This window comes from Achromobacter sp. F4_2707 (assembly GCF_047501535.1).
GTDB lineage: Bacteria > Pseudomonadota > Gammaproteobacteria > Burkholderiales > Burkholderiaceae_B > Yanghanlia.
Window position 1 is genome coordinate 128,493 of record NZ_JAZDRJ010000001.1, and the last position, 16,841, is coordinate 145,333.

A 16,841-nucleotide genomic window follows, 5' to 3' on the forward strand; every position below is an offset into this window, starting at 1 on the left:
GCGCCTCAGGTTGCGGTGATAAATGCGGGCGATCTGCTTCGTTGTGAATCTTCGCAATAGTAGAACTATTGCTGTGGTTTGCGCCTCGTATCTCATCCCGATCCGCAGCGCCTCTGGTGGCGTTAATAAATGTGGGCGATCTACTTCGTTGCAAATCTTCGCAGTAGTGGAACTATTGCTGTGGTTTGTGCTTTGTATCTCGTCCCGCTCCGCAGCAACTCTAGTTTTAATTGTCCACGATGGCGATGAGTTGGGTGCCGTCGGTGACTTGGTCTCCTGGCTGGTAGAACACTTCCTCTACTACGCCGTCGCGGGGCGAGAAAATGGTGTGCTCCATTTTCATGGCTTCCATGACCAGTAAAACGTCGCCGCTTTTCACCGGGTCGCCTGCCTTGACCGCTACGGAAATAATTTTTCCGGGCATGGGGGCGGTCAGGCTGCCGCCGGCTTCGCTGCCTTCGTCTTGGGCGTGGGCCACGGCATCGTGCAGGCGCAGGGTGTGAGAGTCGCCTCCGCTGTAAATGGTGAGGGTTTCGCTTTGTATGAGGACGTCGCCGGTGTGGTCGCTACCCGCCAGGCGGATACGCAATTGCTGGCGATCTGGCTGTGATGCCAGGCGGCTCCATTCCAGTGCCTGGGTTGTGCCGTTGCGTGTCAGGCTCCATGCGCCGTTGTCATATTGCAGTTGTGCGTCAACCGGCTGGCCATCGGCGTCCAGGAAGTTGAAGACGCGCTGGTGCAGGCCGGAAACTCGCCAGCCGTCTGCGACGCTCCAGGGGTCGGCAGGGGTATCGGCCTGAGTGCCTCCAGAGCTTGCGTAGCCTTGCGCCTGCAAAAGAGCGGCGGCGGCCAGGGCGAGTGCGCGGTCCGGCAGGTCGGCTGCTGGAGGGAACAGCGCGTCGTGGCGTCGTTCAATCAGCCCCGTGTCCAGGTCGGCTTGGGCGAAGGCGTCATCCGCCATCAGGCGATGCAGGAAGTCAATATTGGTCTGCAAGCCCGCCACACGGATATCGCCCAGCGCCTGCAGCATGCGGGCCCGCGCTTGGTCGCGGTCGCGCCCGTGCACAATGAGCTTGGCGATCATCGGATCGTAATGCGGCGTAATGGTGTCGCCTGTGCGTACGCCGCCGTCTACGCGGATATCACCCAGTGTGAATTCCACGTGGGGGGGAAACTCCAGGGTGGCCAGCGTGCCGATGGAGGGCAGAAAGCCTTTGTCCGGGTTTTCGGCGTAAATGCGGGCTTCCATGGAATGGCCGGAAAGCGTTAGCGCTTCCTGCGCAGCGGGCAGGGCTTCGCCCGCGGCCACGCGCAATTGCCATTCGACCAGATCCTGGCCGGTAATCATTTCGGTGACGGGGTGCTCCACCTGCAGCCGGGTGTTCATTTCCATGAAGTAGAAGCGGCCGTCGGGTTCGGCGATGAATTCCACCGTGCCCGCGCCCACATAGCCCACAGCGCGGGCCGCGGCGATGGCGGCTTCGCCCATGGCCTGGCGGCGCTCTTGTGTCATGCCGGGGGCCGGGGCTTCTTCGATGACTTTCTGGTGGCGGCGCTGCACCGAGCAATCGCGCTCGAATAAGTGCACATAATTGCCCAGGGTATCAGCGAACACTTGAATTTCTATATGGCGGGGCTTGAGCAGATAGCGTTCGATCAGCACGTGATCATTGCCGAAACTGCTTGCCGCTTCCCGTTTGCAGGAGGCCAGGGCTTCGTCGAATTCGACACTGGAATTCACGACCCGCATGCCTTTGCCGCCACCGCCGGCACTGGCTTTGATCAGCACGGGGTAGCCAATGGCGTCGGCTTGCTGGCGCAGGAAGTCAGGGTCTTGATTGTCGCCGTGGTAGCCGGGCACCAGAGGCACGCCTGCTTTTTCCATTAGCGCTTTGGCGGCCGATTTGCTGCCCATGGCGGCAATGGCGCTAGCGGGGGGGCCGACAAACACAATGCCCGCATCGGCGCAGGCTTTGGCAAATGCTTCGTTTTCGGACAGGAAACCGTAGCCGGGGTGAATCGCTTGGGCGCCGGTTTGTTTGGCGGCAGCGAGAATGGCTTCGGCACGCAGATAACTGTCGCGTGGCTCAGCGCCGCCAATATGCACGGCCATGTCGCAGGCGGCGACGTGGCGGGAATGGGCGTCGGCATCGGAATACACGGCTACGGTGCGCAGCCCCATGCGGCGAGCCGTAGCGGCGACGCGGCAGGCGATCTCGCCGCGATTGGCAATCAATAGGGTTTCAAACACGGTAGCTCCTTACATGCGGAAGATGCCGAAGCGGGTCGCTTCGATGGGGGCGTTCAGGGCGGCGGACAGCGAAAGGGCCAGTACGCGCCGGGTATCGGCGGGGCGGATGATGCCGTCGTCCCACAGTCGGGCAGTGGCGTAGTAAGGGTGGCCTTCGTGCTCGTATTGTTCGCGGATGGGCGCTTTAAATGCCTCTTCTTCTTCAGCGCTCCAGGCGCCGCCGCGTGCTTCGATGCCGTCGCGCCGTACGGTGGCCAGTACGCTGGCAGCCTGTTCGCCGCCCATGACGGAGATGCGGGCGTTGGGCCACATGTAAAGCATGCGCGGGCCAAATGCGCGGCCACACATGCCGTAGTTGCCTGCGCCGAATGAGCCGCCAATAATGACGGTGAATTTGGGTACCGCTGCGGTGGACACCGCCGTGACCATTTTGGCGCCGTGGCGGGCAATGCCTTCGTTCTCGTACTTACGGCCCACCATGAAGCCGGTGATGTTTTGCAAGAAGACGAGAGGAATGCGCCGCTGGCAGCACAACTCGATGAAGTGGGTGCCTTTCTGCGCGGCTTCTGAAAACAGAATGCCGTTGTTGGCGATGATGCCCACAGGCATGCCATGAATATGGGCGAATCCGGTGACCAGAGTGGTGCCGAAGCGTGCTTTGAACTCGTCGAATTCTGAGCCGTCCACAATGCGGGCGATAACTTCTCGCACATCGTATGGCTTACGTGTATCGACGGGGATGATGCCGTCGAGTTCTTCGGGGTTGTAAAGCGGCTCTTGCACGGGGCGCAGTTTGAGCTGGTCGGGCTTGCGACGGTTCAGGCCGGCAATGGCCTCGCGGGCCAGCGCCAGGGCGTGCAGGTCATTGTTAGCGAGGTAATCTGCCACACCAGAAAGCCGCGTGTGGACATCGCCGCCGCCCAAGTCTTCGGCGGTGACTTCTTCGCCGGTAGCGGCCTTCACTAGGGGCGGGCCGCCAAGGAAGATGGTGCCTTGGTTTTTGACGATGATGGAAACATCGCTCATGGCCGGGACGTAGGCGCCGCCCGCCGTGCAGGAGCCCATGACAACGGCCACCTGCGCGATGTTCTGCGAAGACATGACCGCTTGATTGTAGAAAATACGGCCAAAGTGTTCGCGGTCTGGGAAGACTTCGTCTTGATTAGGAAGATTCGCTCCGCCGGAATCGACAAGGTAGATGCAAGGCAGGTTGTTCTGCTGCGCGATTTCTTGGGCGCGCAAATGCTTTTTGACGGTCATGGGGTAGTACGTGCCCCCCTTGACGGTCGCATCGTTGCAGACAATCACGCACTCTTGCCCGGCCACCCGGCCAATGCCGGTAATGATGCCCGCGCCCGGTGCAGCATCGTCGTACATATCGTGGGCGGCGAGCGGAGAAAACTCCAGGAAGGCAGAGCCGGGGTCGAGCAGTCGTTCAACGCGGTCGCGTGGCAGTAATTTTCCACGAGCTAAGTGTTTTTCGCGGGCGGCTTCATTGCCGCCTAATGCGTATCGGGCCAGTTTTTCACGGAGATCGTCCACCAGAGCGCGCATGGCTTGCGCATTCTCTGTGAACGCCGCGGACCGAGTATTGATGCTGGATTCGATGACGGGCATTGCGTTTCCTGAAGGTTGGGGGAAGGGCGCCGCCCTAGAGCAGCGCCCCTTTTAGGGTTAGACCATTTCGATGGCCAGAGCGACGGCTTCGCCGCCGCCGATGCACAGCGAGGCCATGCCGCGCTTGCCGCCGGTTTTGCGCAGTGCGCCAACCAAGGTGGCCATGATGCGGGCGCCGGAAGCTCCGATCGGGTGACCCAGGGCGGTCGCACCGCCGTGGATATTGACCTTTTCGTGCGGCAGGTTGAGATCTTTCATTGCGGCCATGGTGACCACAGCGAAGGCTTCGTTGATTTCGAACAGATCGACGTCTTCGACCTTCCAGCCGGTTTTATCCAGCAGCTTTTGCATGGCGCCCACCGGAGCCGTGGTGAACCATTCAGGTTCTTGAGCGTGCTGGCTGTGACCCACAATGCGGGCCAGCGGGGCAACGCCGAGTTCCTTGGCAGTGGATTCGCGCATCAGCACCATGGCGGAAGCGCCGTCTGAGATTGACGAAGCGTTTGCTGCGGTTACCGTGCCATCTTTCTTGAAGGCGGGGCGCAGCGTCGGAATCTTTTCAGGCATGGCCTTGAAGGGGGCTTCGTCTTTGTCGATAACGGTGTCGCCCTTGCGGCCGGCAACGGTGACGGGGGCAATTTCCCAGTCAAAGCTGCCGTCTTCGCTGGCAGCGCGTGCGCGGCGTAGCGATTCCAGTGCGTAGGCGTCTTGCTGCTCGCGGGTGAAGGCGTATTTCTCGACGCAAGTTTCGGCAAAAACGCCCATGGCCGTGCCGCGCTGGTAAGCGTCTTCCAGGCCGTCCAGCGCCATGTGGTCGTAGACGGTGGAATGGCCGTAGCGATAGCCCTGGCGGCCACGCAGCAGCAAGTAGGGCGCATTACTCATGCTTTCCTGCCCGCCGGCCACCACGACGTTGACGCTGCCTGCTTTCAGCAGGTCGTGGCCAAGCATGGCGGCTTTCATGCCGGAACCGCAGACTTTGTGAATGGTGGTGCAAGCGGCGCTCTTGGGCAGGCCGGCTCCCAGAGCGGCCTGGCGTGCGGGGGCTTGGCCCTGACCGGCTTGCAACACGTTGCCCATGATGACTTCATCAACAACATCGGGTTGAATGCCGGCGCGCTCAACGGCGGCTTTGATGGCGGTGGCGCCCAGTTCGTAGGCCGGTAGGCCTGACAGGCTGCCCATCATGCCCCCCATAGGGGTGCGGACGATGGATACCAAAACGATAGGATCAGACATGTTGTGCTCCAGAATGATGCATGGGGTGAGTAGATGCCGCAGGCGCAGCGGCCGCCCTACTGGGTAAACGCCTTTCAGGGGGATAAGGGAAGATGTCCCCTAAGCGGCCCTGAATCACGCGAGTACGACATGCCTGCCACCAGGCTGCATCGAGAAGATCGGCATGGTGTTTAAGGAATGCTGCTTTCACGCGGGGGTTACCAAGCAGGAAGTATTGAAATTCTTCGGGAAAGACATCGTTGGCATCGACCGGGTACCAAGGCTCGCTAGCGAGTTCAGCCTCTTCGTTGGGCGCTGGCGGGATGACGCGGAAGTTCATTTCCGTCATATGTTGAATCTCATCGTAATCATAGAATACGACTCGCCCCAATCGTGTGACACCAAAGTTCTTGTAAAGCATGTCGCCCGGGAAAATATTGGCAGCGGCGAGCTCTTTGATGGCGTCGCCGTATCCCTTGATGGCGGTTTCCAAGGCGGTATCGGTGGCGCGCTGCAAAAACAAATTCAGCGGCGTCATGCGACGCTCGATATACACATGGCGCAGCACAATGCGCTCGCCGTCTTCTTCCAGAAGGCTGGGGACTTCCTTGCGAAGCTCCTCCAACAGCGCTTCGGAAAAACGCTCGCGCGGCAAGGCGACCTGAGAGTATTCCCAGGTATCGGCCATGCGGCCCACCCGATCATGCTTTTTGACCAGCAGATACTTGCGCCGCACTGTGGCGTGATTCATGCCTGGCTTGGCGATGCGGTCGCGTATCAGCTTGAACACATAAGGGTAGGACGGCAGGGTGAATACCACCATTACCAGGCCGTGGATGCCGGGTGCGATGTCAAAGCGATCGTGGGAATGGCTAAGGTGGTGCAGAAAGTCGCGATAGAACAGTGTCTTGCCTTGCTTCTGTAAGCCGATGGTGGTGTAAAGCTCGGCCTTGGGCTTGCGCGGCATGAGGGACGAAAGGAAGTTCACATACGCAGCCGGGGTTTCCATATCGACCAGGAAATACGCCCGTGTGAAGCTGAACAATGCGCCCAGGTCGTTTTCGCCCGACAACATGGCATCCACATAAATATGGCCTGACGGCCTGCGCAGCAGGGCGATGGCGAAGGGGAGGGTGGTGCCATGATTAATTAAGCGCCCTACGACATACGCCCCCTTGTTACGGAAAAACAAGGTGTTGAGCACCTGAATCTGGCAGTCGGGCGCCAGCCGCTCGGTATCGTGGCGCGGCAGCATGCGGCGCAGGGCCTGAAGGGCTTTGCGAGCCAGAAGCCGGGTGTCGCGTGGCAGGTCTTCCATGGGAGCAGCCAGACCAAAACCCGCCAGCATTTCTGTGAGCGCCGGCATAAGACCCTGGCGCAGCGGGTAATACACCCGGTATGACGGGACGCGGCTATCTAAATAGTCGGTGGCCACGGCGGGCCGCACGAATAGAAAGTCGTTGTTGTAGTAGTGGCGATGCAGAATGCGGCACGATACAGAATTGAAAAAGGTTTCTGCGCACTCCGGCTGGCGATGGTCGGCCAGCAGCCCTACGAAAACCGTCTTTACTTCCTGCCAGAAGGCTTCCAGTTCGGGTGTAAGCGTGACCGAGTTATCAGCTTTAGGCGCAGCGCCGCGCAGCGCCGGCGCCAGGCGGGTGACGCATTCCCGGACCCGGGTGTCGTAGTATTCGATGCGTTCACTGGATAGCTGCTGCATTTGCCGCCAGTCGCCTGCTTCAAACAACGCTTTGGCACGCTGGGCGCTGTAGCGAAACAGCGAGTAGTGGCGGTTGAAGCCCTCCAGTATGGTGGCGGCCACCTGCGCAGGCGACAACCCTGCCGGGGCAGGGCGTTCAATTGTGCGGTGGTCGGCATCCTGACTCATTACTGCATCCGTGGAAAGTTACCGGGTTTCGTTGAAAAGTTCGCGGCCAATCAACATGCGGCGAATTTCGCTGGTACCGGCGCCGATTTCATAAAGCTTGGCGTCGCGCCACAGGCGGCCGGTCGGGTATTCGTTGATATAGCCATTGCCGCCGAGAATTTGTACGCCGTCGCCCGCCATGCGCGTGGCGTTTTCCGCACAATACAGAATGACGGCAGCGCAGTCCTTGCGTACTTCACGTATGTGGGCGGCGCCCAGTGCGTCGAGGTTCTTGCCCACCGCATAGCAGAAGGCGCGGCTGGCCTGCAAAGTGGTGTACATATCGGCGACCTTGCCCTGAATCAGCTGGAACTCGCCGATTGACTGGCCGAACTGCTTGCGGTCGTGGATATACGGCACCACGACGTCCATGACGGCCTGCATGATGCCAAGGGGGCCGCCTGCCAGTACGGCGCGTTCGTAGTCCAGCCCGCTCATCAGCACTTTGACGCCGCCATTGACTTCGCCCAGCACGTTTTCTTCCGGGACTTCGCAATCCTGGAACACCAGCTCGCCGGTATGGCTGCCCCGCATGCCTAGTTTGTCGAGCTTCTGTGCAATGGAAAAGCCTTTGAAGCCTTTTTCGATCAGAAATGCCGTGATGCCGCGCTGGTGAGCCTCGGGGTCGGTCTTGGCGTAAACCACTAGTGTGTCGGCGTCGGGGCCGTTGGTGATCCACATCTTGCTGCCGTTCAGAATGTAGCGGTCGCCTTTTTTCTCGGCGCGCAGCTTCATGCTGACAACATCTGAGCCTGCGCCAGCTTCGCTCATGGCCAAAGCGCCAATGTGCTCGCCGCTGATGAGGCGCGGCAGATAGCGTTGTTTCTGTTCTTCCGTGCCGTTACGGTGAATCTGGTTGACGCATAAATTAGAGTGCGCCCCATAGGACAAGCCGACCGACGCGCTGGCGCGGGAGATTTCTTCCATGGCCACCATGTGGGCCAGATAGCCCATATTGGCGCCACCGTATTCTTCGCTGACGGTGATGCCCAGGACACCGAGTTCGCCGAACTTGCGCCATAAATCCATGGGGAATTGGTCGCTGGCGTCGATTTCGCCGGCGCGTGGGGCGATTTCCGCTTGCGCGAATTCGCGCACCGCGTCGCGCAGCATTTCGACATCGGAACCCAGGTCGAAGTTGAGGCCGGGAAGATTCATGTGCTTGTCTCCATTTTCCAGAGGCTCTGAAACAGGTTGCCGTCGTGCGGCGGGGGGCTCGAAGCTTAATTTGTACTACCCGTAGTGTATGACGTTTACGTAAACGTCAATATAGGGGTTTTTTCGGGTAATGATAAGTCACAAATGCCGGAATCTGGTAGAGGTTGTTATAGGGGTTAACGCGGGGCCAAACGCTTCATGATGGCCTGCCCGGTGGCGATTAACTGCTCATCCGCGTGGAGGGTGCCGTCAAGAAACAGCATGGAGCCGCTGCCATGTGTGACCACGCCGCGAGCCGATAGGGTCTGTCCCGGTTTTGCAGAGCGTAGAAAACTTGTGTTTAGCTGCACCGTCACACAGGGAGTTCTGCCTGCGTGCTCCCACGCGATGGTACTTAGGGCGTGATCCAACAAGGCGGTGAGGGTGCCGCCGTGCACCATGCCGGCCTGATTCAGATGCCTGTCATCGATGCGCAAACCATAGACCCAGCCAGTGGCTTCGCGGCGGCTCAGTAGGGGGCCGAGCGCAGACATCAGGCCGGAGGGGTGATGTTCGCGCCAATTGGCTATTTCACAGACGCTCACTTCTTACTCCAGTGAATACAGTTGCCGGGAAAGCGTTGCGGCACTGGCTTGCAGTTGTTCAATCAACGTTCCGGTTTCATCGGCGGACAGTTGGTTGAGAATGCCCGCGGTGACGATGGTGTGGGTGATGCGCTGGTAAGCATCCAGCACGGGAACAGCAATAATGGAAATGCCGCCAATATAGTTTCCGTTATCCGTGCTGTAGCCGGCGTGACGGGCTTCTTCGACCTCTTCAAGCCAGTTCGAAAAGCTCAGAGGAGTTTGCCAGCGCAGCGTGTCGAACTTGGCCTTTAACTCCGATTCGGAATAACCACCAAACGCGCCGACCAAGCGCCCGCTGGCGCTGATGAGTGCTGGGAAGCGGCTGCCGATGTCCACATGCAGACGAAACGGGAGCTTGGAATCCGCTAGCGCCGTGACAATGATGTAGTGAATGTCGACGACCTCCACGCCAATGGCGGTGACTTTCCATGTGTCCGCAATGTCGTTCAAGATGGGCTGAGCCGCTTGAGCGAAAGGGTCGGATTCCATGACACCACGGGCCAAGGCGAGAATGCCTGCCCCTAATTTATAGCGTTTGGAGGCCGGGTCAAAACTAACGAGTCGCTCCGCCGTGAGCGCCCGCAAAATATGCAGGCAGGTGCTGGGTACGAGCTCCAGTTCGTCAGCAATGGATTTCACATTCATGGGTTCGCGGGTTCTGCCAAGCAGGCGCATGATGGCGATGGCGCGTGCCACTGCCGGGACGGGGCGAATGCGAGGTTCTGATCGGGGTGCGGGCGGGCGTGGAGGATTTGTTTTCATCATTTTCGCCTGGGCAGGAAGGGCACCATAGGGCGGGCTGATCGGGGCTCCACCCAGCAGTGTCACGAGATTGGGCCATGGCATGGCTGATTCCTCCGATTCTAACAATCCGTTCTTTTGAATCCGCTGCGGCGCGCTGGCGCGCGCCCCGAACCTCAGATCCGTTTAATTGACTTTGAGATCGGCACTTTCAATGATGGGACGCCACTTGTCGCGCTCTGCTTGTGCGAAAGCCGCCAGATCACCTGGTGTGCCGCCGCCCGGCTCATAACCCATGGAATGCAGTTTGGCTTGTGTATCTGGCTGAGACAGGAATGCCTGCAGTTCCAGATTGAGCTTGGCAATAATGTTCTGTGGCGTACCTTTGGGCGCATAGAGGGCATTCCAGGCGACGACTTCAAAGCCGGGCAGGCCTTGCTGCGACACAGGAGCCACGCCGGGCAGCAAATCGGTCGGGTTGGCGCTGGTGACGCCAATGGCGCGCAAGTTGCCGCCTTCCACTTGGGGGCGTGACGCTGTAATCGTGTCGATGGAAAGGGGAACCTGGCCGCCGATGACGTTGCTCATTGAGGTGGCCGAACCCTTGTAGGGAATCATGAACAAGGGGGCTCCGCTTTGTGCTTTGAGCAGTTCAAATACTAGCCGGGCGCTCGTGCTTGGGGTGGCAATGTCAGCGGAATGATCCGATTTGTTAGTGGCGTCGATAATGTCCTGAACCGTTTTGAATTGGGAGTCAGGCCGGGTCACGATAGCCATGGGCAACGTGCCTGTAAGAATGACGGGCTCGAAATCCTTGACCGGGTTGAAGCCCATGGATGAATACATGTATTCATTCAGGACGTGTGTCGCGTTGGTGCCCATGGTCAGGGTGTAACCATCGCCTTCAGCCCGCGCTGCGGCTTGTGTGCCGATGACCCCACCAGCGCCGCCGACGTTTTCCACGATGAAACTTTGCCCGAACACCTTGGATAGATGGTCGGCAAAATAGCGGGTGGCGATGTCTGTGCCTTGGCCTGCCTGATACGGCACGATGATGCGCACGGGTTTGCTGGGATAGTTGTCTGCGGCAATGGCGCTGCCCGCAAAGAGCAAGGTGGTGACTGCAAGAGTGATTTTCTTCAAGCTACTACGCATCGTTGTCTCCTTTAGGTATATGTATATTTGCGATGCTGCAAAGCAGAGGTCAGCCCTTTTTAGGTGGTTTCAGGGGGAGTCAGGTGCTCCTTCAAATAGGCGTGTTGATTGAAAGCGGGTGGGTTGCCGCCCGGCATGCCCGGGCTGGCATGGAACTTGATGGGTAAGCCCAGGCCTTGATAGCCCGGGCGTTTGATCCACATATTCCGATGCTGGGTGTGGGCTTGTTCCAGCGCTTCTGGAACCGTGTTAACGGGCCCGGCGGGAATGCCTTCTTGCATCAGCTGTTGGCACAGCTCAATTTTCTTATGCTTGGAAAACAGGGCTTCAATTTCCACGCGTAAAGCGTTGCGGTGCTGTAGCCGCATTGCATTGGAAGAAAAGCGAGGGTCGGTGGCCAGGGTCAGGTGCCCCATGCAGCGGCTGAAGCGGGCAAACTGAGCATCATTCAAAATACCTAAGAAGACCGCGCCATCGCTGGCCTGAAAGCTGTCGTACGGGGCGATGTTGGGGTGTGCGCTGCCCAGCAGGGCGGGTGTTTGGCCCGAAAGCATCCAGTTAGCGGCGTGGGGCACGAGCAGACTCAGGGCTGTGTCGAATAAAGTGGCTTCAACCTGCTGACCCTGCCCGCTGTGTTGCCGGTGAAATAAAGCCATGAGTATGCCGCTCAAAGCGGTGTAGGCGGTGAGGTGATCCACAATAGGAATGCCGATACGTGTGGGGCCTGTATCTGGTGAACCGTTTATGCTCATTAGGCCGCACATAGCCTGGAGCACAGCGTCGTATCCTGGGCGACCTCCACAGGGCCCATCTTCACCAAACCCGGTGATGCTGCAATAGATTAAACGCGGGAAGCGGTCGGCCAGGGTTTGTTCATACCCTAAGCCCCACTTTTCCATGGTTCCGGGCAAAAAATTCTGTACTAAAACATCGGCGTGTTCTAGCAACTGCAACACAATTTGCCTGTGCTCAAACGTGTTCAGGTCTAGAGCCAGTGTGCGCTTACCCCGATTGATGGCGCCGAAATAGGCGGATAGCCCCTCAGCGTCGAATGGCGGGCCCAGTTGACGCGTTTCATCGCCAAAAGGGGGCTCGATCTTGATGACGTCGGCACCATGATCTGCCAGCATCTGGGTACATAGCGGGCCCGCCAGCACCCGGCTCAAATCCAAGACCCGCACCCCTTTCAGGGCGCCTGTGGTGTCGGATTTGGCCTCCCAGGCGGATTCGGCAGCGTGATGCGATTCATACAACATGATTCTCTCTCCACCGCATTGTGACCTTGGGGCGCCTTATTCGGAAGTGCGCTCCAAGGCCGGGTCCATCAGGGTGTGTGGCTAAAATCAGCCACGAGTCGGTAGTTCGACTACACCACTGCCCACTACTGACAGTTCGTTGTCTTGGTTGCGACCTTCTTGCTCGATTTCAACCAAGTGCATGCCGTTCTCAACGAATTTGCGGGTGACTTTGCCGTGGATGAAAAGCATGTCGCCTTCGGGGTTGTGGCGGCGAACTTTGCAGTGCGCTTTGCGCAGGAAGCCGTCGTCGCCCATCCAATTAGTCAATTGGTGAGTCAGCCAGGAAGTGCGCTCGGGACCGTAGTCATAGGCGCCTGGTGCGCCCACTTCAAGCGCAAACTCTTCTTCCCAGTGCACGCGCTCAGGCACGTCGGGAATCCCGAAGCGATTCTTAATGCCCGCGCCGGGGTGGGCGTCAATCAACTTCCAGGCCAGCTTGTTGGCGCGGATATACAAACCGCCCCAACCTTGTGCGTAGGCAATGAAGCCTGTGACTGTCATTGGGCCTTTGAACATGACAGGAAGCTCCTCGCCTTCCTTCACATCTTCCCAGTAGCGCGGCGTGGCGCCACGGATTTCCTCTTCTGCGTACAGTTTGTAGGCTTCGCGCAGTTCTTCATCGGTGTAGCGGCGCGGCGGACGGCTGCGGGCCTCGGCGTACTTCGTGCCTTTTTCCCGAGCGTGGTCGCGCTCCGTACGGAAGCACCAGCTATCGGCTTCTGCGACTTTGTCGCCGTCCTGATTGAAGAAGTCGACATGGTAGATCTGCTGGATAGCGCGGCCGGCAAACCGGGTTTCGTGCGGAATCAGATCTTTCAAATAGGCTTCGGTGGAAATTTCGTCGTTGCGGCGTACCGGTTTGTGCCATGTCCAGTCAGCGCCTGACCACATGGCATGCACGCCGGGCAGGCCGCCGACGTAGCCGGAAATAATGCGGCTGGTGGCAAACAGAAAACTGGGCAAAGCAATGATGCCGCCATATTTTGTGCCTGCTGCGTAATCCGGGTCGCACCACAGCGGGTTGTCGTCGCCAATGCCGTGAGCGTAATGGCGAATATTGTCGCGAGTGGCCTCGTAGCACCAAGGTTCGACCGTGTTTTCGATTTTCACGCCAATGCGACGCCGCAGCGAATCAAGATCTTTGTCGGTGATTTTTGGGAAGGACCGGGGTTCAGAAAGCATGTTCATGTTGTTGCTCCTCGTGTGTTTTCTTTAGTGTGCTGGCGTCAGCGGCATACGACTAAGCTCTTGTTCGCGTAGCTTTTTGCGGTGAATTTTCCCAGCTGGGGTCTTGGGTAGTTCCGTGACATATTCAATATGTCTCGGGTATTCGTGCTGGCTGAGCCGATAGCGCACGGTGTCTTGAATTTCTTGAGTCAGTGCGTCGCTGCCGGGACATTTGAGTACGACGAAGGCTTTGATGACTTGCCCGCGCAAGCTGTCCGGCACACCAATGGCCGCCGCTTCCAGTACAGACTCATGCTTGAGAATGGCGTCTTCGACCTCTACGGCGCTAATCGTCCAGCCGGCGGAAATAATCACATCGTCAGCGCGGCCGCCGTGGTAGAAATAGCCGTCTTCATCGGTATGCCCTAAATCCTTGGTGGCAATCCATTCCCCACGACGCTTGACCTTCATTTCCCCAACAACTCCCGGTGGGCAAGTGCGGCCATCGGTGTCTTGAACTTCAACAATTCCACCGGGAATGGGTTTGCCTAACGAGCCGGGCTTAACTTGAAAATCCTCCGCTCCCGGATACGACACTAGGATGACGCCGATTTCCGTTGTGCCGTACATGCTGCATACCGAGGTGTGGAATAAGTCTTCGATAAATTCTTCGGTTGCACTGTCGATGGGTTCGCCGGTGAAAGACAGCTTGTTGATGGCGTAGGGGTACTGGGTTGCTTCCGGTGCGTTGCGAATCATGCGGTAATGGGTGGCAGCCGCTGACATATTGGTGAAGCGGTGTTCGCTGAGTGCCTGTACTAAACGCGCGGCGTTGAACTTTCCGGAGAAGGCGCCGATTGTCAGGCCCAGAGCCAGCGGGGCCAAAGTGCCGTGCCAAAGACCGTGCCCCCAGGCAGGCGAAGAGGGGCAAAAGTATCGGTCGCCAGGGCGTAAGCCTGTGCCATACAGCGCGGCCACCATCAATGTGACAAGCGCTTTGTGACTGTGGCGGATGGCGTCAGGCAATTCTCGGGTCGTACCCGATGTGTATTGGAAGATCGCGAGATCGCTGGCGGATGTGCGGGGCGTGAATTGGGGGTCGTATTGCGATAGCTTTTCTAAAAAAGCGGTGTCGACCACCAGCGTTTGCAAACCTGCAATCCGTTGGGTGTGCTCAGCCTTATCGGCGTGAGTCAGGATGATTCGCGGTTGGCAGTCCTCTACACGCAGGCGAACGCCGTCCGGCCCAAAGAGGGTGAACATCGGTACGGCGATGGCGCCCGTTTTGATCACGCCGAATAAGGCTGCGTAGAAAGAGCGGGATGGCTCAAGCATGACTGCTACGCGGTCACCGGGCTGAACACCCTGCTCGACCAGGAAGTTTGCAAAGCGCGAGGATTCTTGCGAGATGTCGTGGTAGGTCAGAATTTCTTCTCGACCGTCTGCATGCACCACGATGATGGCAACGCGAGTGGGGTCGGCTGCGTGGCGATCTATGCACTCGTGCGCGATGTTCAGCGCTGCTGGAGAGCCGTCGAACAGTTCCCACAATTTATCTGGATGCCACTGCTCTTGCGCATCGGCGTAAGAGGTGAAGTTGGTGAGTTTAGTCATGTTGCCCGTTCCTCTCTGATCGTGGTTCTACTGTAGGAGTCGGGACATATGATTGTCAAATACATTATTAAATTGTCTATATACAATTAATGCTTTGGGAAGACGCAGGCGTATCTCTTGTGTTATTCGCGCGTAGATGAGGCGGAGAAAGGCGCAAAGCGTGGCGTGCGCAGAGTGCGGCAGATGGCAGATCGAAGATGACGGATTGCCGATCAGGCGTGAGTTGTGTGGGGAGCGAAGCTTGGAGGAAGGTTGAGGCTTGCCCGCGCCGGACACGGGCGGAGCATGCGCTGACGCAAGCGGTTAAACGCAACGGTCAGCCGAAGAAGGGGGCAGAGAAAGGAGGGCGGGGCGTGCTGCCCTGGGTGAAACCGTTTAAGCCTGCTGCTTCAACAGGTCGCGGCAGTGTGCAAGCTGGTATTCGATTTCCCGCAAGGTTTGTTCGAGGTCGTTGCGTTGTTGTTCCAGCGTGACGCGGTGCTTTTCCAGCACATCGACATAGTGCTGCAACTGGGCGCTGGTATTGTCTCGCGTGGCATCGTACATATTGATGAGGTCCAGGATTTCCGACAATTGAAACCCCATGCGCTTCCCGCGCAGCGCCAGCTTCAGCCGGGTGCGATCGCGCGAATAGTAAACACGATTGCGCCCCAGGCGTTCGGGGCTCACAATACCCTGATCCTCGTAGAAGCGAATCGTGCGTGGAGTGATACCGAATTCCTTGGCGAGTTCGGAAATCGTCCAGGACTGCTGGCTCATAATGTACCTGGTTGTAATGTTGTACGTGCAGTTTACGTTAACGTAATATGATGCCATAAGGATGCATATCGGCAAATCATGCCGAGGAAACCTCTGAAAACCAGCCGAGTGCAAAGCATGTTGCGCGGCGAAGTGCTCAGAGGTTTTTCAGTGCCCTTTGAGGCGACAAAACAGCCGGTCTGGAAACCGGCGTTATGAAAAACGGAGAAGTAGATGAACCCCAACGAGCTGCGGCTTGAATATCCATTTGGTGACACGTTGCCGGAATCCGGCACTGTTATGGAGGTGGCAGACGGAGTCAAATGGATACGGATGCCTTTGCCATTTGCCCTCGACCACATCAATCTTTGGTTGTTGCGCGACCGTATCGAAGGCCGTGATGGATGGACGCTTATCGACTGTGGCGTCGCCCGCCCGGAAGTCAAAGAGCTATGGGGGAAAATTTTTGAGCAAGCGCTCGAAGGCCTGCCCATTTTGCGTGTGGTTGTCACGCATATGCATCCGGATCACGTGGGCTTGGCGGCTTGGCTGTGCGAACGCTGGCAGGCGCCGTTGTGGATGACGGCGACCGATTTCTTCGTGGCGCGCCTGTGGTCACAGCCTGTGGTGGATACCAAGGCGATGGGAGGACCCAATGGTGAGTCCGCCGTCGTGCATTTTGCCCGCCACGGCATGACTGACCCCGATCATCTTGAGCAAATTCGCCAGCGAGCCAGTTATTACCCGAATCTGGTCGAACCCGTTCCCACGCATTACCGCCGCATGATGCACGGCGATAGCTTTGACATGGGGGGCCGCGAATGGCAGGTAATCGTCGGCTATGGCCATGCGCCTGAACATGCCACCTTCTATTGCCCTGAGTTGAAAGTACTGATTTCCGGCGACATGGTGTTGCCGCGTATTTCTACCAACGTCAGCGTCTTTGATTTCGAGCCTGAAGCGAATCCTTTGCCTTTGTATCTGGATTCCTTGAATCGCTACGATGGTCTGCCCGAAGAAACCTTGGTGCTGCCTTCGCATGGCAAACCTTTCCGCGGCCTGCATGAGCGTATTTCCCAGCAGCACGAACACCATGATGAACGGCTGGCGGAAGTGCTGGAAGCCTGTGCCGAACCCTTGTCGACGGCGGATGTGGTGCCGGTCTTGTTCAAGCGCAAGCTGGATCTCCACCAACTGACTTTCGCCATGGGCGAGGCGCTGGCACATTTGCACGCCCTGTACTTTGAAGGCAAGCTGAAGCGTTCCTTGGGGGAAGACGGTATTTATCGTTTCCAACGCGCCTAGGGGCTTCGCCCTTGCGTGCCGGCGGC

Annotated in this window: 13 protein-coding genes; 1 reads left to right on the forward strand and 12 read right to left on the reverse strand. The window is 58.3% G+C overall.

The genetic code is table 11. The features are described 5' to 3' along the window. Positions 1–226: 226 nt before the first annotated feature. The 12 genes from VRY85_RS00625 to VRY85_RS00680 form a co-directional block, all read right to left on the reverse strand. Positions 227–2,251 carry an acetyl/propionyl/methylcrotonyl-CoA carboxylase subunit alpha gene (locus VRY85_RS00625; protein WP_414596656.1) on the reverse strand — a complete coding sequence of 675 codons (2,025 nt, stop codon included), beginning with the start codon at positions 2,249–2,251 and terminating at the stop codon, positions 227–229. A 9-nt stretch (positions 2,252–2,260) separates the two neighbouring features. Beyond that, positions 2,261–3,868, reverse strand: a complete 1,608-nt coding sequence (locus VRY85_RS00630) for a carboxyl transferase domain-containing protein (protein ID WP_414596657.1) — start codon at positions 3,866–3,868, stop codon at positions 2,261–2,263. Between the two features lie 57 nt (positions 3,869–3,925). After that, positions 3,926–5,107 (reverse strand): acetyl-CoA C-acyltransferase, encoded by a 1,182-nt coding sequence (locus VRY85_RS00635; RefSeq protein WP_414596658.1) that lies wholly within the window; start codon positions 5,105–5,107, stop codon positions 3,926–3,928. Next, positions 5,100–6,974: a bifunctional isocitrate dehydrogenase kinase/phosphatase gene (aceK, locus tag VRY85_RS00640; RefSeq protein WP_414596659.1), complete on the reverse strand. Its 1,875-nt coding sequence runs from the start codon at positions 6,972–6,974 to the stop codon at positions 5,100–5,102. The genes VRY85_RS00635 and aceK overlap by 8 nt, the downstream gene beginning before the upstream one ends. A gap of 18 nt (positions 6,975–6,992) precedes the next feature. Next, positions 6,993–8,171: an isovaleryl-CoA dehydrogenase gene (locus VRY85_RS00645; protein ID WP_414596660.1), complete on the reverse strand. Its 1,179-nt coding sequence runs from the start codon at positions 8,169–8,171 to the stop codon at positions 6,993–6,995. A 176-nt stretch (positions 8,172–8,347) separates the two neighbouring features. Beyond that, positions 8,348–8,755 (reverse strand): PaaI family thioesterase, encoded by a 408-nt coding sequence (locus VRY85_RS00650; RefSeq protein WP_414596661.1) that lies wholly within the window; start codon positions 8,753–8,755, stop codon positions 8,348–8,350. Positions 8,756–8,758: 3 nt separating this feature from the next. Continuing rightward, the gene (locus VRY85_RS00655; protein WP_414596662.1) at positions 8,759–9,643 is read right to left on the reverse strand and encodes an IclR family transcriptional regulator; all 885 of its coding nucleotides are present in this window, start codon (positions 9,641–9,643) and stop codon (positions 8,759–8,761) included. An 81-nt stretch (positions 9,644–9,724) separates the two neighbouring features. After that, on the reverse strand, positions 9,725–10,693 hold the full coding sequence (locus VRY85_RS00660; protein ID WP_414596663.1) for a Bug family tripartite tricarboxylate transporter substrate binding protein: 969 nt from the start codon (positions 10,691–10,693) through the stop codon (positions 9,725–9,727). A 59-nt stretch (positions 10,694–10,752) separates the two neighbouring features. Next, positions 10,753–11,949 (reverse strand): CaiB/BaiF CoA transferase family protein, encoded by a 1,197-nt coding sequence (locus tag VRY85_RS00665; RefSeq protein WP_414596664.1) that lies wholly within the window; start codon positions 11,947–11,949, stop codon positions 10,753–10,755. A gap of 87 nt (positions 11,950–12,036) precedes the next feature. Beyond that, complete coding sequence (locus VRY85_RS00670) at positions 12,037–13,179, reverse strand: MaoC family dehydratase N-terminal domain-containing protein (RefSeq protein ID WP_414596665.1); 1,143 nt, start codon at positions 13,177–13,179, stop codon at positions 12,037–12,039. A 24-nt stretch (positions 13,180–13,203) separates the two neighbouring features. Next, positions 13,204–14,772, reverse strand: coding sequence for an acyl-CoA synthetase (locus VRY85_RS00675; protein WP_414596666.1), 1,569 nt, complete (start codon positions 14,770–14,772; stop codon positions 13,204–13,206). A gap of 375 nt (positions 14,773–15,147) precedes the next feature. Further along, entirely contained in the window at positions 15,148–15,531 is a 384-nt protein-coding gene (locus tag VRY85_RS00680) for a MerR family transcriptional regulator (RefSeq protein WP_414596667.1), read from the reverse strand. Between the two features lie 213 nt (positions 15,532–15,744). Here VRY85_RS00680 and VRY85_RS00685 point away from each other — a divergent pair, with 213 nt between their 5' ends. Continuing rightward, positions 15,745–16,815, forward strand: coding sequence for an MBL fold metallo-hydrolase (locus tag VRY85_RS00685; protein ID WP_414596668.1), 1,071 nt, complete (start codon positions 15,745–15,747; stop codon positions 16,813–16,815). The last annotated feature ends 26 nt before the right edge of the window (positions 16,816–16,841 follow it).